Annotated in this window: 27 protein-coding genes and 1 riboswitch; of the genes, 3 read left to right on the top strand and 24 right to left on the bottom strand. The window is 31.3% G+C overall.

Annotation, left to right across the window (positions count from 1 at the left end):
• Positions 1 to 192: 192 nt before the first annotated feature.
• The 9 genes from JVV30_RS05135 to JVV30_RS05175 all read right to left on the bottom strand — a co-directional run bounded on the left by JVV30_RS05135 (position 193) and on the right by JVV30_RS05175 (position 7,241).
• On the bottom strand, positions 193 to 1,074 hold the full coding sequence (locus JVV30_RS05135) for a polyprenyl synthetase family protein (protein WP_204193609.1): 882 nt from the start codon (positions 1,072 to 1,074) through the stop codon (positions 193 to 195).
• A complete protein-coding gene (locus tag JVV30_RS05140; protein WP_053029478.1) occupies positions 1,052 to 1,282 on the bottom strand; it encodes an exodeoxyribonuclease VII small subunit in 231 nt (76 codons plus the stop codon). The genes JVV30_RS05135 and JVV30_RS05140 overlap by 23 nt, the downstream gene beginning before the upstream one ends.
• Entirely contained in the window at positions 1,275 to 2,612 is a 1,338-nt protein-coding gene (xseA, locus tag JVV30_RS05145) for an exodeoxyribonuclease VII large subunit (protein WP_204193611.1), read from the bottom strand. Before xseA ends, JVV30_RS05140 begins: the two co-directional genes overlap by 8 nt.
• A gap of 18 nt (positions 2,613 to 2,630) precedes the next feature.
• The gene (gene nusB / locus JVV30_RS05150) at positions 2,631 to 3,017 is read right to left on the bottom strand and encodes a transcription antitermination factor NusB (RefSeq protein WP_053029480.1); all 387 of its coding nucleotides are present in this window, start codon (positions 3,015 to 3,017) and stop codon (positions 2,631 to 2,633) included.
• Between the two features lie 30 nt (positions 3,018 to 3,047).
• Positions 3,048 to 3,407: an Asp23/Gls24 family envelope stress response protein gene (locus tag JVV30_RS05155; protein ID WP_053029481.1), complete on the bottom strand. Its 360-nt coding sequence runs from the start codon at positions 3,405 to 3,407 to the stop codon at positions 3,048 to 3,050.
• Between the two features lie 12 nt (positions 3,408 to 3,419).
• Entirely contained in the window at positions 3,420 to 4,775 is a 1,356-nt protein-coding gene (gene accC, locus JVV30_RS05160; RefSeq protein WP_204193613.1) for an acetyl-CoA carboxylase biotin carboxylase subunit, read from the bottom strand.
• A complete protein-coding gene (gene accB, locus JVV30_RS05165; protein WP_070854978.1) occupies positions 4,775 to 5,254 on the bottom strand; it encodes an acetyl-CoA carboxylase biotin carboxyl carrier protein in 480 nt (159 codons plus the stop codon). The genes accC and accB overlap by 1 nt, the downstream gene beginning before the upstream one ends.
• A 343-nt stretch (positions 5,255 to 5,597) precedes the next feature.
• On the bottom strand, positions 5,598 to 6,155 hold the full coding sequence (gene efp, locus JVV30_RS05170) for an elongation factor P (RefSeq protein ID WP_053029484.1): 558 nt from the start codon (positions 6,153 to 6,155) through the stop codon (positions 5,598 to 5,600).
• A 27-nt stretch (positions 6,156 to 6,182) separates the two neighbouring features.
• On the bottom strand, positions 6,183 to 7,241 hold the full coding sequence (locus JVV30_RS05175) for a M24 family metallopeptidase (protein WP_070854977.1): 1,059 nt from the start codon (positions 7,239 to 7,241) through the stop codon (positions 6,183 to 6,185).
• Positions 7,242 to 7,344: 103 nt separating this feature from the next.
• Between JVV30_RS05175 and JVV30_RS05180 the strand changes: the two genes are divergently transcribed.
• Positions 7,345 to 7,926: a putative periplasmic lipoprotein gene (locus JVV30_RS05180; RefSeq protein WP_053029486.1), complete on the top strand. Its 582-nt coding sequence runs from the start codon at positions 7,345 to 7,347 to the stop codon at positions 7,924 to 7,926.
• A gap of 17 nt (positions 7,927 to 7,943) precedes the next feature.
• Positions 7,944 to 8,159 carry an SA1362 family protein gene (locus JVV30_RS05185; protein WP_204193615.1) on the top strand — a complete coding sequence of 72 codons (216 nt, stop codon included), beginning with the start codon at positions 7,944 to 7,946 and terminating at the stop codon, positions 8,157 to 8,159.
• Positions 8,160 to 8,534: 375 nt separating this feature from the next.
• Here the strand turns inward: JVV30_RS05185 and JVV30_RS05190 are convergent, their stop codons facing one another.
• Entirely contained in the window at positions 8,535 to 9,365 is an 831-nt protein-coding gene (locus JVV30_RS05190; protein ID WP_070854975.1) for a lipoate--protein ligase family protein, read from the bottom strand.
• Between the two features lie 150 nt (positions 9,366 to 9,515).
• Between JVV30_RS05190 and JVV30_RS05195 the strand changes: the two genes are divergently transcribed.
• A complete protein-coding gene (locus JVV30_RS05195) occupies positions 9,516 to 9,902 on the top strand; it encodes a rhodanese-like domain-containing protein (protein WP_011275678.1) in 387 nt (128 codons plus the stop codon).
• Positions 9,903 to 10,096: 194 nt separating this feature from the next.
• Here the strand turns inward: JVV30_RS05195 and gcvPB are convergent, their stop codons facing one another.
• The 14 genes from gcvPB to JVV30_RS05265 all read right to left on the bottom strand — a co-directional run bounded on the left by gcvPB (position 10,097) and on the right by JVV30_RS05265 (position 22,540).
• On the bottom strand, positions 10,097 to 11,575 hold the full coding sequence (gene gcvPB, locus JVV30_RS05200; protein ID WP_070854974.1) for an aminomethyl-transferring glycine dehydrogenase subunit GcvPB: 1,479 nt from the start codon (positions 11,573 to 11,575) through the stop codon (positions 10,097 to 10,099).
• A complete protein-coding gene (gcvPA, locus tag JVV30_RS05205) occupies positions 11,562 to 12,914 on the bottom strand; it encodes an aminomethyl-transferring glycine dehydrogenase subunit GcvPA (RefSeq protein WP_070854973.1) in 1,353 nt (450 codons plus the stop codon). Before gcvPA ends, gcvPB begins: the two co-directional genes overlap by 14 nt.
• 16 nt (positions 12,915 to 12,930) lie before the next feature.
• Positions 12,931 to 14,022, bottom strand: coding sequence for a glycine cleavage system aminomethyltransferase GcvT (gene gcvT, locus JVV30_RS05210; protein WP_053029491.1), 1,092 nt, complete (start codon positions 14,020 to 14,022; stop codon positions 12,931 to 12,933).
• Between the two features lie 76 nt (positions 14,023 to 14,098).
• Positions 14,099 to 14,214: riboswitch (glycine riboswitch) on the bottom strand.
• Positions 14,211 to 14,684, bottom strand: a complete 474-nt coding sequence (locus tag JVV30_RS05215; protein ID WP_070855000.1) for a shikimate kinase — start codon at positions 14,682 to 14,684, stop codon at positions 14,211 to 14,213. (Overlaps the previous riboswitch by 4 nt.)
• 893 nt (positions 14,685 to 15,577) lie before the next feature.
• Positions 15,578 to 16,006: a competence type IV pilus minor pilin ComGD gene (comGD, locus tag JVV30_RS05220; RefSeq protein ID WP_239469319.1), complete on the bottom strand. Its 429-nt coding sequence runs from the start codon at positions 16,004 to 16,006 to the stop codon at positions 15,578 to 15,580.
• 4 nt (positions 16,007 to 16,010) lie between these two features.
• Positions 16,011 to 16,331 (bottom strand): competence type IV pilus major pilin ComGC, encoded by a 321-nt coding sequence (comGC, locus tag JVV30_RS05225; RefSeq protein ID WP_070854970.1) that lies wholly within the window; start codon positions 16,329 to 16,331, stop codon positions 16,011 to 16,013.
• A gap of 13 nt (positions 16,332 to 16,344) precedes the next feature.
• The gene (comGB, locus tag JVV30_RS05230) at positions 16,345 to 17,409 is read right to left on the bottom strand and encodes a competence type IV pilus assembly protein ComGB (RefSeq protein WP_070854969.1); all 1,065 of its coding nucleotides are present in this window, start codon (positions 17,407 to 17,409) and stop codon (positions 16,345 to 16,347) included.
• Positions 17,381 to 18,355, bottom strand: coding sequence for a competence type IV pilus ATPase ComGA (gene comGA, locus JVV30_RS05235; protein ID WP_204193619.1), 975 nt, complete (start codon positions 18,353 to 18,355; stop codon positions 17,381 to 17,383). Before comGA ends, comGB begins: the two co-directional genes overlap by 29 nt.
• A gap of 51 nt (positions 18,356 to 18,406) precedes the next feature.
• On the bottom strand, positions 18,407 to 19,033 hold the full coding sequence (locus tag JVV30_RS05240) for an MBL fold metallo-hydrolase (RefSeq protein WP_053029497.1): 627 nt from the start codon (positions 19,031 to 19,033) through the stop codon (positions 18,407 to 18,409).
• A gap of 1 nt (position 19,034) precedes the next feature.
• Complete coding sequence (locus JVV30_RS05245; protein ID WP_053029498.1) at positions 19,035 to 19,358, bottom strand: MTH1187 family thiamine-binding protein; 324 nt, start codon at positions 19,356 to 19,358, stop codon at positions 19,035 to 19,037.
• Entirely contained in the window at positions 19,358 to 20,344 is a 987-nt protein-coding gene (locus JVV30_RS05250) for an ROK family glucokinase (RefSeq protein ID WP_053029499.1), read from the bottom strand. Before JVV30_RS05250 ends, JVV30_RS05245 begins: the two co-directional genes overlap by 1 nt.
• Positions 20,341 to 20,544, bottom strand: a complete 204-nt coding sequence (locus tag JVV30_RS05255; RefSeq protein ID WP_053029500.1) for a YqgQ family protein — start codon at positions 20,542 to 20,544, stop codon at positions 20,341 to 20,343. Before JVV30_RS05255 ends, JVV30_RS05250 begins: the two co-directional genes overlap by 4 nt.
• Complete coding sequence (locus JVV30_RS05260) at positions 20,528 to 21,985, bottom strand: rhomboid family protein (RefSeq protein WP_070854967.1); 1,458 nt, start codon at positions 21,983 to 21,985, stop codon at positions 20,528 to 20,530. The genes JVV30_RS05255 and JVV30_RS05260 overlap by 17 nt, the downstream gene beginning before the upstream one ends.
• Positions 21,986 to 22,003: 18 nt before the next feature.
• A complete protein-coding gene (locus tag JVV30_RS05265; protein WP_070854966.1) occupies positions 22,004 to 22,540 on the bottom strand; it encodes a 5-formyltetrahydrofolate cyclo-ligase in 537 nt (178 codons plus the stop codon).
• Positions 22,541 to 22,656 lie beyond the last annotated feature (116 nt).

Below are 22,656 nucleotides of genomic sequence, written 5' to 3' on the forward strand. Positions count from 1 at the left end.
AAATTGTTTAAATTAATGACATAGCGCTATTATTGAATGATTTTGTTTGAAAAAATGTATATATTTATAAATAATTATGTAAATTTTTAATAATAATGATCACGAGCACCTAGTCATTAAAATAAAGTATTAAAACACCCTTCAAAGCTGCTGTTTAAAACAATAACTTTAAAGGGTTCTTATTCGTTCAACTTAATGATCACGAGTGTAAAATAAATCAACGACATCTAGTAAAGGCTTAATATCGTATTGCTCAGAGAGCTTTTCAATTGATTCAGTGGCAGCATTTTTATGAAAATCAAGTTTATCTTCTGCACCTTGTTTTCCTAATAATGAAACATAAGTGCTTTTGTGATTTTCAATATCACTACCTACTTTTTTACCTAACTTAGATTCATCACCATACACATCTAGTAAATCATCTTTAATCTGGAACATTAGACCTAGATGATCGCTAAATGATTCAAGTAATTGTGACGTCGATTGATCGACTTTTGCAATATCGGCAGCACTTAATATCGCAAATTTTAATAATGCACCTGTTTTAGCTTTATGTATTTGTTCAAGGGTTTCCAAATCAACAGGTTTATCCTCACTTTGCATGTCTAGTGTTTGGCCACCCACCATACCTAAGTGACCGCTATTGTGAGCTAATCGTGAAAGCACCTTTACTTTAACCTCTGGTTCTAATAAATCATCGTCAGCAACGATTTCAAAAGCCTTCGTTAAAAGTGCGTCTCCAGCTAAAATAGCTTTCCATTCACCATAAACTTTATGATTTGTTAATTTTCCACGACGATAATCATCATTATCCATAGGAGGTAAATCATCATGTATTAAAGAATATGTGTGAATCATTTCCAATGCTAAAGCCGTTTGTTTACCTTTGGTATAATCTTGATTTAATACATCCAACGTTAAGAAAACAAGTAGTGGTCTTATTCTTTTACCACCTGCATTAAGTGAATACTGCATACTTTCTTCAAGATTGGTATTTAATGGTGAAGGTTTAATTACACCGTCAAGAGCGCTATTAATTTGTTCAATTAACTCATTCATTGACATCTTTGTCATTATCTTCATCCTCTGCTTCATCTTTAATAAGTTGATTAACTTTATTTTCTGCATCTTTCAGCGTTGCATCACATGTGGCTGAAAGTTTCATACCTCGCTGATATAACTCTAGTGATTCTTCAAGAGATACAGTTTCATTATCTAACTTTTGAACGATTTTTTCCAATTCTTGCATCATTTCTTCAAAACTTTGTTGATCTTTACTCATGTTCACACCTAACCTTTTTAACAATAGCATCAACGCTACCATCTTTCATTGATAATGTAATTTCATCATTTTCATTTAAGTCTTGTGTACTTGTAACCACTTGGTCGTTCTTATTAATAATAGTATAGCCTCTTAGCATTGTATTAGTCGGACTTAAGTTATTTAATAGTTCAATTTTATTTTTGAGCTCTAATTGATTATTTTGAATACTTTTCTTGGTTAAGTTTGTTAATCGACTATTAATGTTCATTAAGTGTTTATTATTTTGCGTAATGGATTGCTTCAAAGCTTTTAAATTAAAATTTTGACGAAGTACTTTAATTTGATACTTTTTACTTTCAATTTTAGATGATATTAATTGAGATAATTGCTTTTCTAAATCATCTTTTCGTTGAATTTGTTGATCATATAATAATGAAGGTTGTTTAAATTTATAATACGATGATAAATGGTCGAGCTGTTTATGTTGTTTTTCAAGATATTGTTTTATATATCTTGAAAGCGAAAATTGATGTTGTTTAATTTGTTGCATCAATTCGTACTGATCGGGTGTAGCGATGACCGCAGCTTGAGTAGGTGTTGCTGCCCTTACATCAGCGACAAAATCACTCAAAGTAAAATCAGTTTCATGTCCGACAGCTGAAATAATAGGTGTTTGACATTCAAAGATTGCTTTCACAACATCCTCTTCGTTAAAGTTCCATAAGTCTTCTATAGAACCACCACCACGACCAACTATAATGGTATCGACGCCAAGCGCGTCAGCGTGTTTTATTTTTTCGATAATATCTTCTTTTGCTTGAGTTCCTTGCACCAAAGTACTTAATTGAATTTTTTCAACTAAAGGATATCTGCTATTGATTGTAGACACAATATCTCTAATTGCTGCACCGGTACTTGCAGTTAAGATCGTAATTTTTTTAGGGAATCGGGGAATAGGCTTTTTATATTCATTACTAAAATAGCCTTCTTTTTTTAATTTTATCTTTAATTGTTCTAACTTTTGATACAAGTTCCCTATACCATCTAATTCCATCTTATTTACATAAATTTGATAGTTTCCACGTCGCTCATATACAGAAACACGTGCTTCTAAGAGAACTTCGTCACCTTCTTTAGGATCAAAAGTAAGTTTGCTAGCATTGCCTTTAAACATCATTGCACTAATGACGCTATCTTTATCTTTAACATTGAAATAAAGGTGTCCGCTAGAATGCCTTTTAAAGTTAGATAGTTCGCCTTTAAGCAAAATAGACTGTAAATGTGGGTCTTGGTCAAATTTGTATTTAATATATTTTGTTAATGTTGTTACACTTAAGTATTCAGACATAGTCATCACTCAAATTAATTATTTTATGTTACTTAGCACACCGTTAATAAATTTATAATGTTCATCGTCACTAAACTGTTTTGCCAATTCTACAGCTTCATTGATGATTACTTTCGGTGGTGTATCACTGTGTAATAATTCAAATGTAGCCATACGTAGTATAATACGGTCTGTTTTTAGCAAACGTTGAAGTGACCAATCTTTAAGATATGGTTTGATCGTATCATCTAAAACTGGTTCATGATCTTTTACACCAGTCACTAACCAGTGTATAAATTCAAAGTCTAAATCTGGCTCATCATCTTTAATAAAATTGATTGCTTCATTGATAGTTAATTCTGTATCTTTCATTTCTAACTGAAACAAAGTTTGAAATGATTGCTTTCTTGATTCTTTTCGACTCATAAATAACTCCTTGTTAATGTAATCTTTATATTATTCGACAGTGATATGCATGATATGAACGTTAATTTCTTTAGGCTCAATTGCAGTCATTGTTTTAATTGAGTTGAAAATGGATGTTTGAATTTTGCTCGCAAACTTAGAAATATTTATACCATGTTTAATAGAGCAATATACATCGATTTGAATGCCATCTTCTTTAACATCAATTTTTAAATTTCTATTGAGATTTTTTCGACTCATTTTCTCAATATTACTATTTTTTAATTCTGCAAAATGTCCGGTAACACCGTTTACCTCTGATACTGCAATACTTGCAACTACAGAGATAACTTCTGGTGCAATTTCAATTTTACCTAAATTTGAATTTGAATAATCTGCCACTTTAACCATTTAGACTACCTCCTACTCATTATCATTCATAATATTATATTGCTCTAAGAAATTTGTATTAAATGATCCACTTCTAAAAATATCATTATTCATTAATTTCAAGTGGAACGGAATTGTTGTGTCGATTCCTAAAATTAAATACTCGCTTAATGCTCTGATTCCAGTCATAATCGCTTCTTCACGAGTAGGTTCATGTACAATTAACTTAGCAACCATAGAATCGTAATATGGAGGGATTGTATAATTCGTATAGCAAGCTGATTCGATTCTCACACCATAACCTCCAGGCGCAAGGTATTGGGTAATTTTACCAGGAGAAGGCATGAAATTCTTATATGGATTTTCAGCATTTATACGATATTCAATCGCATGCCCATTAATCGTAATATCATCTTGCGTATATGGTAATGTTTCACCCATCGCAACTTTTAATTGCAATTTAACTAAGTCTATTCCCGTAACCATTTCAGTAACCGGATGTTCAACTTGGATACGCGTGTTCATTTCCATAAAGTAAAATTGATTGTCATTTAAGTCATAAATAAATTCAATTGTACCTGCGTTCTCATAATTTACTGCTTTAGCAGCTCTAATTGCAGCATTTCCCATTTCTTCACGTTGTTCATTCGTTAATATAGGTGATGGTGATTCTTCAACTAACTTTTGCATACGTCTCTGAATCGTGCAATCCCTTTCTCCGAGATGAATTACATTTCCGTATTGGTCACCAATGATTTGAATTTCTATATGGCAGAAGTTCTCGATAAATTTTTCAAGATAAAGTCCCCCATTACCGAAAGCAGTTTCTGCCTCTTGTCGGGTCATTCGATAGCCATTTTCAAGTTCTTTCTCTGTTCTGGCTACTCGAATCCCTTTACCGCCACCGCCTGCTGTCGCTTTAATAATTACAGGATAGCCGATTTCTTCAGCGATTTGTTTAGCATCCTCTATAGATGTGACAAGACCATCGCTTCCTGGTACAACTGGTACATTGGCAGCAATCATTTCAGCTTTTGCAACGTCTTTAATACCCATTTTTTGAATAGATTCATAGCTAGGACCAATGAATTTCAATTGGCAAGCTTCGCATAGTTCCGCAAAGTCACCGTTCTCAGCTAAAAAGCCATAACCCGGATGAATGCCATCACACCCTGTTGATGTTGCTATAGATAAGATATTAGGAATATTTAAATATGAATCTTTAGACTGAGTAGGACCAACGCAATATGCTTCATCAGCAATTTGAGTATGTAATGCGTCTTTATCTCCCTCAGAATAAATAGCAACGGTTTGTATGCCTAAATCATGGCAAGCTCTGATAATTCTAACTGCAATTTCTCCACGATTAGCGATTAAGATTTTTTTCATTATTTCACCTTAAATAACGGTTGGCCATACTCTACCATTTGTCCGTCTTCTACTAATATTTCAACGATTTCTCCAGAAACTTCTGCTTGAATTTCATTAAATAATTTCATTGCTTCTAAAATACATACAGTTGATTCATTTGTAACTTTATCACCAACTTGAACATAAGCATCTTCCTCAGGTGATGGAGATTTATAAAATGTACCAACCATTGGTGCATTAATTGTTTGATATGATGATTCATCATCTTGACTTTTATTTTCTTCAACAGGTGCTTCTGACACACTTTGATTTGGTGTTGACATTGTTGGTGCAGCAGGTGCTAAAGGTGCTTGTTGTGTATATTGTGGTGTAATTATTTCAGTTTCTTTTTGTTTTTTTAGATTAACTACACTACCTTTATTATCTTCAATATTAATTTCAGTTAAACTTGATTGATCAAGAATTTCGATTAATTCTTTTATTTCTTTAAAATTCATAAGTTACTGACTCCTCGACTTAGTTTTCATCTACCAATCTATTTTACTTGACTCAACTTGCCAATTCAAGCATGTGTCATTTTATGGCAAATAGTTGGGAGTGGGACAGAATTCTTTTTGAATTCGTCGTCACACCCCCGCAAGGGTGACTAGAACTGAGAAAAGCTTGAATTAAGCGCCTTCTCAGTTCAGTCAGCTACTGCGAATTTGCAAAATAGCTCCATTATATTATTTATGTCCCAGCCTCCTGATATTTTATAATTTTTTGTTTGCATGATTTGAGTATTAAAAAAAGTCTTTCTAATTGGTAATCAGAAAGACTCTAGTTATCGTTCATAATAAATTAGGCTCTTGAAATATAGCTTCCATCACCAGTATTAATTACTAATACATCACCTTCATTAACAAATAAAGGTACATTTAATGTATAACCAGTTTCAACTGTAGCTGATTTAGTTGCACCAGTAGCAGTATCACCTTTAATACCAGGTTCAGTTTCAGTAACTTCTAATTCAACTGTCTTAGGCAATTCAACACCGATTGTTTCACCTTCATATGATTGAATTTGAACTTCCATGTTTGCTTTTAAGAATTTTAATTCATCTTTTAAATAATCTGCTGATAATTCAGTTTGATCAAACGTTTCATTATCCATGAACACATGATTATCACCATCTGCATATAAATATTGCATACGACGATTTTCAATCATTGCTTGTTCAACTTTTTCTCCAGCTCTAAATGTTTTTTCTTGGATTGCACCTGTTCTTAAATTACGTAATTTAGAACGAACAAAGGCAGAACCTTTACCTGGTTTTACATGTTGGAAATCAATAACTTTCCAAATGCCATTATCTACAGAAATTGTTAAACCTGTTTTAAAATCATTAACCGAAATCATTCAGTTTCCTCCTCAAATATGCGCTTTCTATAAAATAATAAGGTCTTTTGTACATTTAGTAAAGACTTCGCAGCCATTTTCAGTGATTAAAATATCATCTTCTATACGTACACCACCAAGACCATCTACATAAATACCTGGTTCAATAGTAACACAATTATTTACTTGAATCGTACCCTTTGCATTTTTAGACAATAATGGCCCTTCGTGTATATCTAATCCAATACCATGACCAAGTGAATGACCAAATGCTTCACCATATCCATGAGACGCAATATAATCTCTTGATAAAGCGTCTGCTTCTGCCACAGTCATGCCAGCTTTAATTTCATTGATGGCTTTTATTTGGGATTCAAGAACAATATTATAAATATCTTTCATCTTTGGATCAGGTTCACCTATAGCAAATGTTCTTGTAATATCAGAGCAATACCCTCTGTAGTATGCACCAAAGTCTAACGTGATCATATCCCCTTGTTCAATAACTTTATCACTTGCTACGCCGTGTGGTAAGGCGCCTCTATAACCCGATGCTACAATTGTGTCGAATGAAGGTCCATCTGCACCTAATTCTAACATTTTGCTCTCTAATTTCGCCTTTAATGTTCTTTCAGTCATGCCAGCCTCGGCAATTTCTAAGATATAATTATATGTATCATCAACTATTTTAGCAGCATATTTAATTTTCTCAATTTCCTCAGGTGTTTTTACTTCTCTAATTTTTTCAATGTCATCACCAATTGAAACTAAATTTGCACTTGATTGATCTAACGTTTGGTAAGTATCGTAACTTACTAAGTGACCTTCAAAACCAATTGACTTAAATTGGTTATGATTGATAATTTCAACGATTTCTTCAATTAATCCACCACTGCGCTTGATAATTTCGAAATGAGTAGCCTGTTCGGTAGCTTGTTCAATATAACGGAAGTCTGTTATTAATTGATAACGATCTTTTGAAATAACTAATGCACCACTTGTACCAGTAAAATCAGATAAATATCTTCGATTATAATCTGATAAGATAACTAAAGCATCTATTTGATGATGATTGAGTAGTTCTTGAACTTTTGCTAATTTATTCATACAAATCACTCCTAGTATAACGTTTGTACATTTGCTCTATTTACATTAAAATAATAGCATAATTATTTTAGAAATAAAGAGATTTTGGTTTAGGGAGATTTTAATGAAAAAATTAATCGTTATTCTAGGAGCTTCATGTTTATTGGTTGGTTGTGGCTCTCAAAATTTAGGACCTTTGGAAGACAAGACAACCAAATTAAGAGATGAAAACCATAACTTGAAGTTAGATATCCAACAGCTAAATCAAGATATTAGTAATCAAAAAGCACAAGTTGAAGCTCTTAATAAAGATAAAAAGAATGTATCTAAAACTGTTGATAACAATAAAGAAGCTAAATTTCTAGATGCTTCTTCAAAATATTATCAGGATATTACTAAAGTGATTAGTAATTATAATCAACTAGATTTAACTAAAAAGAAAAAAGAGGATAAAAAGCAAAATCTTGAAAAATTAAATACTATAACAAACGATATTGATGATGCGTATAGTAAATATAAAGGCACGATTTCAACTAAAGATTTATCAAGTGCCAATAAAAACGAAGATAAGAATATCAGACAAATGAATAAAGAATTACAATCAGCATTTAAAGATATAAAGAGTGGATATGAAACTAACAATTCTAATAAATTAAATAAAGGTAAGACAAAGCTATCTCAAGTTAACATGTCCAATAATTCATAAATATAGGAGTTTTTGTTTTGAAAAATATATTGTTTTATTTAATATTAATTATTGCAGCAATTGGCTTAATATTAAATCTGAATGCGTTTATGATGTCATTTGCTAAAACTATTTTTACTTTTATAATCATCGCAATCATAATTTATTTAATATACTATTTCTTCTTCTTGACTGAAGATCAACGTAAATATAGAAGAGCTGCAAGAAAATATAAAAAGAAACATCGTAAATAATACGAGGCTGGGACATAAATAATATAATAATGCTATTTTGCACATTCGCAGTAGCTGACTGTACTGAGAAGGCACTTAATTCAAGCTTTTCTCAGATCTAGTCATCCTTGGGGCCCCAGCAAAGAGAATTTCACTAAGAAATTCTACAAGCAAAGTAAGTTGGGAGTCGGGGCCCCAGCAGAGAGAATTTCATTAAGAAATTCCACAAGCAAAGCAAGCTGGGAGTGGGACGACGAATTTAAAATGAATTCTGTCCCACTCCCTATAAATATATATTGGCAGTGGTTGACTAAAATAAAAGTGCACCCTATAAAGTCAGAATTTAATTCTAATTTTTAGAGTGCACATCAATTTAAAAACACATTTACTGGCTTTTTATTTTTTATATAACCATTCATCAGAACGATATTTTTCTTCTAATTCTTTTACTTCTTCCATCTGCTTATCAGATAAAATAAGTGGTTTAAATTCAATATTTAATCCTTTTTTAAAGCCTTCTTCAAATGCTTTTTCCATTTCCTCAATTGTTATATGTCTATCAGCAATATCGTTGATTGCCACTGCTTTATCTACAAATGCTTTTTTCATTTTATGTTTAAGACGATCATTTTTAAAAGTGAACATGTCGAAAAGTTCATCAACATCAACATCTTGTAATAAAGAACCATGCTGTAAAATGACGCCTTTTTGTCTAGTTTGAGCACTTCCTGCAATTTTTCTACCCTCAACAACTAATTCATACCAACTTGGCGCGTCAAAACATACGGCACTTCTTGGTTGTTTTAATTTTTCTCGTTCTTCTTTTGACCGCGGAATCGCAAAATATGCTTCAAATCCTAGTAATTTAAATCCTTCAAGTAACCCTTCAGAAATAACACGATACGCTTCAGTTACAGTAGAAGGCATATTAGGATGTTCTTCTGACACAATAACACTATATGTTAATTCTTTATCATGAAGTACACCTCTACCACCCGTTTGTCTTCGAACTAATCCGAATCCTTTTTCTTTTACTTTATCAATGTCGATTTCTTTTTTTAATCTTTGAAAATATCCCACTGATAATGTTGCGGGATTCCAAGTGTAAAATCTAACAACAGGATCGATTTCCCCTCTTGATACAAAGTTTAAAAGCGCTTCATCCATTGCCATATTATAATATGGATCGTGACTTCCTGTATTTATAAAATTCCATGTCTCTGTCATAAAACAAACTCCAATCACAATATATAATTAACTAAAGAAAATATTAAATTTTACATATAAAACTTTGATAAAAATAGCTAATAAAAAATTTTGATAAATTTAGCTAACAGTCTTATAATTATAATATCGGTTAATTAGGGAGGATGCAATATGAATGTATCTTTGATTATAGCTTTAGCTATTATAGTCATTATTATTTTATATATGCTTGGAAATTGGTTTATGAATAAACGAGCAGTAACTGAACTTGAGCAAAATGAATTTCATAAAGGTTTAAGAAAAGCTCAAGTGATTGATGTTCGTGAAAAAGTAGACTATGATTACGGCCATATAAACGGCGCTCGCAACATTCCAATATCAATGTTTAGTCAAAGATATCAAGGTTTACGTAAAGATCAACCAATTTATCTTTGTGATGCAAATGGTGTTGCAGGTTATCGTGCAGCCCGTATTCTTAAAAAGAATGGCTATAAAGATATTTATATGTTAAAAGGCGGATACAAAAAATGGACTGGTAAGATTAAAACAAAAAAATAATCGTATGTCTGTTATGAACTCTTAAAGATAAAATCTTTAAGAGTTTTTTTACGCCTTTAATGTAACAAATCTATGCGTATTATAATAATTTCTCTTAAATTGTGTTAACAATACGTATAATTTCAAAGTACAAATTTATGTATATAAATAGTCCCTATAACCATTTATAAGGTTACAGGGACAAGAATTGAATATTATTCTTTTTCTTCGTGAAGGTTTTCAAATTTCAATACAGGCTTACGTGCAGCAGTAGTTTCATCTAATCTATCAATGATTGTACTGTGTGGTGCTTCTAAGACTGTATCAGGTTCATTTTTAGCTTCTTCAGCAATTTCAATCATTGAATCAATAAAGTAATCTAATGTTTCTTTAGATTCTGTCTCAGTTGGTTCAATCATCATACCTTCCTCTACATTTAGTGGGAAGTAAATTGTTGGTGGATGTACGCCGAAGTCTAATAAACGTTTAGCCATATCTAAAGTACGAACACCATGTTCTTTTTGTTTAGATCCACTTAATACGAATTCATGTTTACAATATTGTTCATATGGAATTTCGTAGTGGTCTTTTAAGCTAGCTTTAATATAGTTAGCATTTAGAACTGCTGCTTCAGAAACCTCTCTTAAACCTTCCGCACCCATTGTTCTAATATATGTGTATGCTCTTAAATAGATACCAAAGTTACCATAGAATGGTTTAACTCTTCCGATAGAGTTTTTAATATCATTATCATATTTGAATGTATCTCCATCTTTGATTACCATTGGTTTTGGTAAATAACTAGCTAATTCTTTTTTTACACCAACTGGTCCTGAACCAGGGCCACCGCCACCGTGAGGGCCAGTGAATGTTTTGTGTAAGTTTAAGTGTACTGCGTCAAATCCCATGTCTCCTGGACGTACTTTATCCATGATGGCATTTAAGTTTGCACCATCATAGTATAATAATCCGCCAGCTGCATGCACAATTTCTCGGATTTCCATGATGTTTTTCTCGAAAATACCTAGTGTATTTGGGTTTGTTAACATGATCGCAGCAGTGTTTTCGTTAACAACACGTTTTAAGTCTTCGATATCAACTTCGCCACGTTCATTTGATTTAACAGTAACAGCTTTAAATCCAGCAAATGACGCAGATGCAGGGTTTGTACCGTGTGCTGAGTCAGGAACGATTACTTCATCACGGTGACCTTCACCATTATCTAAATGGTATGCTTTGAAAATCATTAAAGCCGTCCATTCACCATGCGCACCTGCAGCTGGTTGTAATGTCACTTCATCCATACCAGTAATTTCTTTAAGTTCTTCTTGTAAACTGTATACAACTTCTAAAGAACCTTGAACTTGATCTTCTTCTTGTAATGGATGTGATTCAGCAAATCCAGGAATACGAGCTACTTTCTCGTTGATTTTTGGATTATATTTCATAGTACAAGATCCTAAGGGATAGAAACCTGAATCAACACCGAAGTTTTTATTAGATAATTCAGTATAGTGACGTACTAAATCTAATTCAGCAACTTCAGGAAATTCCGCTTTGTTTTTACGGATAAATTTATCGTCAAGAATACTCTCAACTGAATCTGTTTTAATATCGCTTTGAGGTAATGAGTATGCATATCTACCTGCTCTTGATCTTTCAAAAATTAATGGACTTGATTTACTTACTACCATTTAGCTCACCAGCTTTCTTAACAAATGTATCAATTTCATCTTTAGTTCTTAATTCAGTAACAGCAATTAGCATATGGTTTTCGAAGTCTGTTGAAGCTTCTCCTAAGTCAAAGCCTCCAATGAAACCTTCCTCAGCTAGCTTTTTATTTATATCTTTGATTGGTTGGTCGAATTTAACAACAAATTCATTGAATGAAGTACCATCAAGAACTTCAAAACCGTTGTCTTTAAATTGTTTTTTAGCATAATTTGCGTGTTCTAAGTTTTGAACTGCAATATCATAAATACCTTGTTTACCAAGTGCTGACATAGCAATTGATGATGCAAGTGCGTTTAAGGCTTGGTTAGAACAAATATTTGAAGTAGCTTTATCACGACGGATATGTTGTTCACGAGCTTGTAAAGTAAGAACAAATCCGCGGTTACCTTCATCATCTTGAGTTTGTCCTACTAATCTACCAGGAACTTTACGCATTAATTTTTTAGTTGTAGCAAAGTAACCACAATGAGGTCCACCAAATTGTGTTGGGATACCAAATGGTTGTGTGTCTCCGACTACGATATCTGCTCCGAATGAACCTGGAGGTGTTAATAATCCTAAAGCTAATGGATTAGCATAAACGATAAATAATGCTTTTTTACCTTCGATAAATGATTGGATTTTTTCTAAATCTTCAATAGAACCATAGAAGTTTGGATATTGAACTGCAACTGCTGCAGTTTCATCATCTACTGCTTGTTCTAATTTTTCTAAGTCTGTAATTGTACCATCTAAGTCAACTTCTACTATTTCAAATTCTTCTCTAACTTTAACGTAAGTTTTTAGTACTTGAAGAGCTTGATAATGAAGTCCTTTAGAAACTACGATTTTATTTTTCTTAGTGTGATTAAATGCTAAGATACAAGCCTCAGCAAAACTTGTGATGCCGTCATACATAGATGAGTTTGCTACATCCATATCTGTTAATTCACAAATTAATGTTTGGAATTCAAAAATAGCTTGTAACTCACCCTGAGATATTTCAGGTTGATATGGCGTATAAGCTGTATAGAATTCTGAACGAGAAATCATAGCATCTACAACTGCTGGAGCATAATGATCATACACACCTGCACCTAAGAAAGACGTATGAGTTTCTTTAGTTACGTTTTTATTAGCAATTGTATTCAATCTTCTTAAAAGTGAAGTTTCAGCTTCACCACAAGCAATATTTAAGTCTCTATTTAATAAGATATCCTCTGGCACATCTCCAAATAATTCATTAATTGAACTAGCGCCAATTTTATCTAACATTTCTTTTTTATCTTTTTCTGTTAATGGTATATAACGATGACTCACAATACACACCCCTTAATTATTTTTCAATTTGGTTTTTCTTAACAATTTTAGCTTTGAGTTGTCTTTTACGTACTTGAACTAAAAGTTCACGACCCATTTCAAACTCATCTCGCTTAATGATTGCCATTGCGATAGATTTACCTGAAGATGGTGCTTGTGTACCTGAAGTAACTTCACCAATTTCATTACCGTCAAGGTCTAATACTGGATAGCCAGTTCTAGCAATACCTTTATCAAGTAATTCTAAACCAACAGTTCTACGTTCTGAACCATTTTCTTTTTGGTCTTTTAATACTGATTTACCAATGAAATCTTCTTCAATTAATGGTTTAGCAGCAAAGGCAATTCCGCCTTCATAAGGTGTAATAGATTCAGTTAAATCTTGACCATGTAAAGGTAAGCCAGCTTCTAATCTTAAAGTATCACGTGCACCAAGACCACATGGTACTACTTTATGTTCAATAAAGCCGTTCCAAATATCTACAGTATCTTTTGCATCACAGTAGATTTCGAATCCGTCTTCACCTGTATAACCAGATTGAGATAAAATAACATTTTTTCCAAATAAAGTAACATCTTGTTGGAAATCAAATGGTTTCATTTCACTTACATCAATATCGACTAATTCACTAACTAAATCTCTTGCTTTAGGTCCTTGAACTGCTAATTGACCAAATTGATCAGAAACATTTGACACTTCAACATCGAATTTAGATGCATGTTTTTCAACCCAAGCAAAGTCTTTATCTGTGTTAGCAGCATTAACGATTAATAAATAATCATTATCGCCAACTTTATATGTTACTAAATCATCAATAATACCACCCTCTTCATTACATAAAGCAGTATATTGAGCTTTAGTGTCAGTTAGGTTATTAGTATCGTTTGAAAGTAAGTATTGGACAAATTTACTAGCATCATTGCCTTTAATAGAGATTTCTCCCATGTGGCTTACATCGAACATACCTATTTCATATCTAACTGCGTTATGTTCTTCTTTGATACTTGTAAATTGAACAGGCATTGCCCATCCACCGAATTCTACAATTTTTGCACCACTATCTACATAATTTTGATACAATGGTGTTTTTTTTAATTCGCTTGTCATTAGAAAACCCCCTATATTTTTTATAAAAAACAGAGTAGCAAATAGCTACCCTGTTTATACACTTAATCCAGGAATGCGTAACAGTATTATCCTTTTGCCTGAGAGTTTAGTAGTTAACTTGCACCTTCGGCGATAAAAATGATGATACTTTAAATTAAGTAAAATATTTTTATTCTCTCTAATACTGATCAACCGCAAGATAGATAATTTATAATATCATTATAAATTTCTTTGATTGTTTTATCACTATTCACTTTCATGAATGCGATTTCATTATATCTTGAAATCCTTGATAAATACAAGTTATTTAACTGTTTTTTAGATTTATCAATTGCATTTGGTCTATGTTTATCGTTCAAAACTCTTTTGAAGATAATATCTATGTCACAATCTAGCCAAAAAATGTATTTATACTGTTTTAAATAATTTAATGATTTAGAGTATTCGATAATACCACCACCAGTAGCAATGACATCATATTTTTGTGTACATTCCGATAAATATTTATACTCTAATTCTCTAAATCCTATTTCTCCGATATCTTTAAAAATGTCAGGTATTGTTTTATTTTCTCTGATTTCAATGTAAATATCTAAATCTATGAAACTCAATTGTTTCTCTAAGGATAAATATTCTCCTATAGTGCTTTTACCTGTACCCATAAAGCCAATAAGTATTATTGGTGAATTTTTCTTATTCAATAGCCTCACCTTTTGTCAAATAGTTGATTAATTTGTTGGTCATAAAAACTACTCATGTTATGAATTGTCTTCAATTTTAAACTATATTGAGTTGTATAAAAAGTGATGACAGACAAATAAATAATAAAAATTAGCAAAGTGTAAGTGCTCATGAACCCACTAAACTTATATAAAGAGTGTTTTGTCATAATAATTCACCTCATTTCCAATTCTTAAAATTACTTCTATAATTCCTCGTTGCCTAGATATAAAATTCGCGTCTAGTACATTATTTAAGAGCGTGATATTTCCTTTACTATTGCTTTCAAAAATAATCTTATGATTCTGGAACTTAATATAGTCATTTTGATGTTGTCGTTGAATCATAATAGTATGATTGTTTATCAATTTCATAGTAATTGTTTTAGAATTAGTCATTTTATTTAGGTCTACTTGAAAAAATGAATATTCGGACTGATCAAATTCATAAGCGTTAATTAAATATGTATCGGTCAAACGAATTAAATTTGGCATTACAGTTAAAATGAGGATCGTAATGAATAAAGAAATAAGCATTTCAATAAATGTAAAACCTTTAATTACTAAGTCGGATGCAAACTTTTCTCTTTGCTGAATTATTGTTATTACATATCGTATTTTTGTAAAGTTTAATTTCATTTTTCCCTATGTTAATTCCTTTTTTGAGTTCATTAAGGCTGTAATATTTATGACTAGTCATGATTGCATGTTTCATATCTAGCATATCGTATTGGTTTCGCAAATTGACATTGAATTGTTGTAATAGTGGCAAAAAAGTTAAAGTGATGACTGACATCACCATAAAACTAAATAAACTATCAATTAATAGACTTCCTTTAACTTGATAATTTGACAAAACGTATCCTTCCTTTATCTATATGGAAAATTATTCTGTAAAAGTGTGTTTTATATTTTAAAATAATTGATCCAAAATGATTTATTTTCCCTTCATTATTAAATGTGAGTGTTTGTACTTTTGCAACAGAGCTTATCTTTGCTCCAAATAAACTTAATGTGTACTTTTTTCCATTCTGTTCTATCACTTTCATTTCTGAAGCATTCTTATTAAGTACTATTGTGATAGATTGATTTTCGGCAATTGCTTTTGATTTAAGATATTCAAATTGAGCAATAATATTATTGATTTTTAATCTACTCTCAAATAAATTTAAATGATTTGTTTTATAAATATATGGGGAAATGTTTAAGAAAATGATTAAAATAATTAAAGTGAGTAATGTTTCAAGTAGTGTAAATCCAGGCAATTTATTAATTCGCAATTGCCTCACCATTTGATATAGAAATAGTTTCTCCAGAGCGACATTGTTTTTGTCCGTCTTTTATTAAACCTTCTGCAATAAGTTCATTTATATTAGTTGGGGCACGATTATGCTTTAGAGTATAGGCTTCTATCTGACTATTTACCATTTTTACTTGTGCCTCACAGCCTGTGGACTGTATATGAGCAGTTTGTTTAGCAATATTGGGAATGATTAATATTAATAGAACGCTAATAATGAGCAATACTAATAACATTTCAATAAGTGTAAAGGCTTTTAACTTCTTCATATTTTTAACGGTTCTCTTCATATAAAACTCCTTATTATTTAATATTTTGCATTAATTGAAACATAGGTAGCATTATAACTAAGTACAAACTAACAATGAATATGCCTAAGAATAGAAAAATAATGGGTTGAATCACTTTAGTATGTTGAACAGATTTTTCTTGAAATCGGTTAATGAGTATAGTTGCGTATATTTTTAGTTCAACATCTAATTTGCCACTTTTTTCTCCTTGCTGTATAAATTTAATCAAGTCATCTTGAAAGCAAGGCATCATAGCCAGGCTATTTGCCAAAGAAAGGCCATTATTAGTTTTATCCATTAGAAAATCTCCCAGATAAGTTAAATAGTCATTCTCTTTTTGAGCTAAGTAAGTTGTAACGATGTCCTGTAAACTCACACCGTTCTTATAAAATAAGCTTAAATCATTAGAGAGTTGATACGTTTTAAAAATTTTATAATAATTGTTGATTAATGGTAATGACGATAAAATAAGTACTTTTTTTGAGGTATTCAAGCGAAATAGAATGATGATGAATGATGAAATCGTTATAAGTAAGATGATGAAACTTATAAAGATAATTGTTGGTAAAGAGGTAATCATAGATGTTAAAAATTTTTGATAAAATGATAAATTAACATCCATAGATACGTATAATTGTTCAAATTGAGGGATTACAGTATAATTCAAAACAATAATCATGCACATGAAAACGGTGCATAATAACAATGGATATTGAACTGCTTTAATCACTTTTTGTTTTGCAGATAAGTTTGTTTTCATATATTTTATAGATTCTTCTAAAGCATCTTCTAGAGTTCCATATTTTTGTGAAAAATATACTTGAGTGGTGATTGAATTAGGATAACCTATTAATTGTAAAATATCATAGCATGTTTTACCTGTTTTAATAGATGTCATAATTTTATTATTTAATTCTTTATCTCTGTATTTAAAATATAAATTGATAAATTCAAAACTTTCAAGTAATGTAAACCCACTTTTTAATAAGTTCGTCAGCGTTTCTAGTAAATGTATCATTTGAGCACTAGTTAAATTCTTTGATGGAAAATTAAAAATATTTGTTTGCAGTATCTTCACAAATCGTTCCTTCTTTGGATAATAAATTTAATTGATGTTCAAGATTATTAAAATTATGCGGTAAAGTTTGTTTATGATCAAAAAAATATTCAATTTGATGCCTATCAATCGTTTCACAAATTAGACGTCGTTCGTTCTGTGTTGTTGTAATTAACCTTTGATTTGAAATAATATTGATAGATTGCGTTAATTCTTGTTTTGAAATTCCCATTTCAATTAACCTCAATAGAGCGCCTTTGCAATTAGCAGAATGCATTGTCGATAGAACTAGGTGACCGCTTAAACTTGCTTGAATTACACATTTAGCTACTTCAGCATCTCGTATTTCCCCTATTAAAATTATATCTGGATCACACCTCAATATTGCTTTGAATGAACTAACATAATCAATTCCTGCTTTTTTATTAATGGATACTTGAGTAATGCCTTTAAGTAATTGTTCTACCGGGTTTTCAATAGTGATGACGTTCAAATTTAATTCTTTGTAAGCGTGTAGCACCATCTGATACATCAATGTACTTTTACCAGAACCTGTTGGACCAGTGAATAAAATTAAACCTTGCTTCTTATTTACTAAATGCTTAAAATCTTCAAACGCTTTATATTCTTTCTTAGCTTTAAAATATTGAGGGATTATCCTTATTACACAGCTTTCTAGCCCTAATGATAATGGTAAAGTTGAAATTCTTAAATAGTAAGTAGATTTAGCTTGATAGGTATATCGACCACTTTGAGCAATTTGTTGTGAAGAAACATCTAAACCAGATCTGAATTTCATAAATACGAGTAATTTCTGATATACATCTAAGTTAAAGGTTTCATATAGTTCAAGAGAGTCATTCATTCTAAACTTAATATGTACTTCATCTACTGAAGGGATGAAATGTATATCACTCGCATTTTTTGTAATGGCCTTATTTACAATTTCTCTGAATAGTAACTTCAAAAAAACACCTCCTACATATATAAACGTAGGAGGAAAAGAAATTACTTTATTTTATTGTCCATCTAAAAATGGATTTAACTGTTCATCATCCACAGTTGTATACGGGCCATGACCAGGGAATAATGGTAAATCACCTTCTAATTCAAATAATTTATCTTTAATTGAATCAACAAGTGTTTCATAATCGCCACGATATAAATCTGTACGTCCAATTCCATTATTGAACAAAGTATCACCAACTACTGCGAATTCCTTAAACACATACGTCAAACTTCCTGGAGAATGACCAGGTGTATGAAGTACATTAAACTCAAAATCAGCAATGTGATGTTTTCCTTCGTCTAATTCTAATGGTTTGGCTTCGCTAGTGATTAAAGGCATACCATACTGTTTAAACTTAGCAGAACCATTTTTTTCAGAATCAGTCAGAAAACTGAATTCTTCTTTATGCATGTACAATGGAACATCATATTTATTAATTACTTCATCTAAAGCTGCAATATGATCAAAGTGCGCATGTGTTAATAAAATTGCTTTTAATGGCTTGTTAATTTGATTTAATTTTTTAAAGATTTTATCTGATTCACCAGCCGGATCAATTAAAATAACGCTGTCTTCATTCTCGACAAAGTACGCATTAGTATCTACTAATCCTAAACTCAAGCTTGAGATTCTCATATTATTCTCCTTGTTTATCGATATGTTTCTGCACAGACTTTAATTTGTCGTTCATTTTACGTGTTTTGTCTCGTCTATCGTCTATTCGCAAGTTTGTGCATACTCTATCTATACCTTTGTTGAATGGTAATTCATGAATTGCTTGTACTACTTCAAACAAGTCTTTTAGATCGCCTTCAATAAGTGTATTCATAGGTGTTAATTGATAATCAATTTTACCTTCTTGCTTAAATGATTCAAGTTTCATTTGTATTTCTGCAATATATTTACTAACACTTGGACCTTCAGTTCCAACTGGAATAATAACAACATCGACAATTGCCATTATTTAACACCATCCTTTTCTAGTATATATGTTTTAATTAGTCCTGCTGCACCAGTGATGCCAGCGTCGTTACCTAGTTGTGCTTGTACAATTTCTGTATCCTTCTGAGCAGGAGTGAATGTTAAGTTGTGATACTCTGTTTTAATGTTTTCAATTAAAATTAATCCAGCAGTAGACATACCACCACCTAAAACAATATATTTTGGATTACTTGTTGCGCTAATAATACTACATAAGTATGCAATATGATTTGCAACTTTTTCAGTAATAAAAATACAGAATTGGTCTCCTGCTTTAGCTGCATCAAATACAGCTTTAGCTGTCACTTTATTTTCTTTAATTAACGGTAATATTGATGATTTAAATGTTAATTTAGGATAATAGAAATCAATTAAATTAACAACTCCCGTAGCTGAGGCAACGGTCTCTATACAACCAGATTTACCACAATTACAATTAAAGCGTTGGTCAAAATCAGTTCGGATATGACCTATTTCTGCGCCAGAACCATTATGACCATGTACAAGTTCACCGTTTGAGATAATACCGCCACCTAAACCTGTACCTAAAGTGATTGCAACGACGTCATCAGCACCTTGACCTGCACCTTTATGCTTTTCTCCTAAGGCTGCTACGTTAGCATCATTATCTACATAAACTGGACAGTTAACAAATTCACTAAATATTTGACGAACATTAACATTTCCAGGCCAATGTAAATTGACTGCCCCATTAACAATACCTGTTTCGAAATCAACAGGACCCGGCACACCTATCCCGACACCGATCACATCATCGATATTTAATTGATGTGTTGCAAGTGTTTCTATAAATGAATCATAGATATTCTTTAATAAGGTTTTACCCGTATGGTCAGACGTATCTGTTTTGATTGACCATTTGTGTAGTTGCTCAAGCTCACCGTCGAATATACCAAGTTTACAAGTTGTCCCACCAATATCAGCTGCTAAAATAATATTTTTCATTTATGCTCATTCCTTCTTTGGTTAATTAGTAAAATACATTTTAGATATTCATCTTTAGATAATAATTCGTAATGATGTAATGATTTGATTTCTTGTAACATCATTTCATACATATCGTTTGGATTTTTAAAATAAATTATAAAACCATAACGTTTCAGAAGTTGTAATACATCATAGAAATTATTAATTTCTCGATTCATTTGTCTTTTCCAACTCTTTTTTTAAATTTTGATAATTATTATTATTCGAATCAATAGCTAAAGCTTTTTTTACATAAGTGAGTGCCTTTTCATTATCATCAAGCGCTCTATTAGCTATTGCCAATTCATAATTTAAAAGACCGGAATTAGGATGATTTTTTAGTCCGCGTTCCCAATCTGCCATTCCTTCTGCTCTTGAACTTGTTGTAGCTGTTATTAATCCTTTTAAATAATAAGTTCGATCATCATCATAACCTTTATCAATCGTATGATTAACGATTGAACTAGCCTCTTTATAATCATAATCTAAGATGGCATCTTCGATTAATTTATCATATATATTTTGTTCTTTAATAGTAAAAATTCTTACTTGTAAAGCTACAAATAAAACAAGTAATATAATTAAGAAAACCCAAAATAAATTTCGATTTGTCCAAAAATAATAGCCAATTAAGGTAATTAAAACGCCGCCAATAAATCCGCCAAGATGTGCCATTATATTAATATTAGACATAAATAATGATAAGACTATCAACACTAATAAGGCGATTAACATTTGGCCAATTACCTTTCGAGTAAACGTCTTACTAACAAACATCATCGCGAAAATAGCGCCTATTAGACCAAAAATTGCGCCACTCGCTCCAACTGAAACAGTATGAATATTAAATGATAGGGATATAAAATTACCAAGTAAACCAGAAATAATATATATGCCTAACATTTTCAATGGACCAACGATTGATTCAACAATTTTCCCGAAAATAAATAATGACAACATATTCATTAAAATATGTTCAAAATTAAAATGTAAAAACATGGAGGTAATCAGTCGATACCATTCGCCATGAACGACATTAAAGTGTACTAAACCACCTAAATCTAATAATTTAACGTCTGAAAAATGGTTTAAATAGAGTATCATAATTAACCATATCAATACATTGACTGTGATTAAGCCATATGTCATTGGGGTGAAACGTAACATATGTTTATCAATTGGATTATTTGATAATACGCACCTTTTATAATAAGTAGAAAGCTTGTTATCTTTTTTGAATAATAACTTAGTTAATAACTGTTGATGAATCAATTTGTGTAAATCATTGTTATTAGCGATGCGTACACACTCTATTTTAATTGGACTAGATTCAGCGAATTCATCATACTGAAATGCTTGTTCAGTAAAATAATAGTAATTAATGTTTTTTAGTTTGCAATTAAGCTCATTTTCAAATTGCTTGTAATTATCAATCATTTTCGCTTTATCAAACTGAATTTCTTGGTTAGAGACGATCTCTTTTCTAAATATCGCTAGCGTATTCTTTTTTTTATGTATTAGCCAGACTTCACTATCATTTTTATCAATATTAACAAAGTCAAAGTTATAATATTTAATAAAATAATAGATAGACTTCCAGAAGTATTTTTCTGTATCCATTAATTCCTCCAAATATAATTAAGTATTAAAGATGATTAGTTCGTCAACAGGTTGGTCATGAGACTCAATATCGAACTGTGATAGTTGCAAGTCATAGAGTAAGCTAACAGTACTAGCTTCAGACTGACTTAAAAACCGATCATAATATCCCCCACCATAGCCTATACGATAGCCATCATTTCTAAATGCTACACCAGGAACAACTATCAAATCTAGGTTATCAGTGATTTCAGTATCTTCATTAACATATAATAAGCCTTTTTCATCTTTTTCAAGACTATTAAAAGATAATATTTCTTTAAACTTCATTTCTTTCAACTTATAGTTTGTGTCAGGAACGAAGACATGTTTATTATCAGCTAACATCGATTCGATAATTGGGTATGTATCAACCTCATGAGGCATAGATAAGACAATACCTATCCTATTAGCATTTTTATATACTTGACTATTAACCAATTGATTTTTTAACCAAGTGTCTGCTTGTTGTTTGTGTTCTTTGTTTAATTGTTTCATTCGAGATAATATATCTTTTCTAATCTCTTTTTTACTCATAAAATCCCCACCCTTTTAACACTATATATATTATAACGTTATTAAAAGGTGATGTCATTTAGATGAAATAAAAAAGGAGGTAGACGGCATTCTTATGAATGATTGTCTTGCCTCCT

The organism is Staphylococcus sp. GDY8P47P (assembly GCF_016892225.1).
Lineage (GTDB): Bacteria > Bacillota > Bacilli > Staphylococcales > Staphylococcaceae > Staphylococcus > Staphylococcus borealis.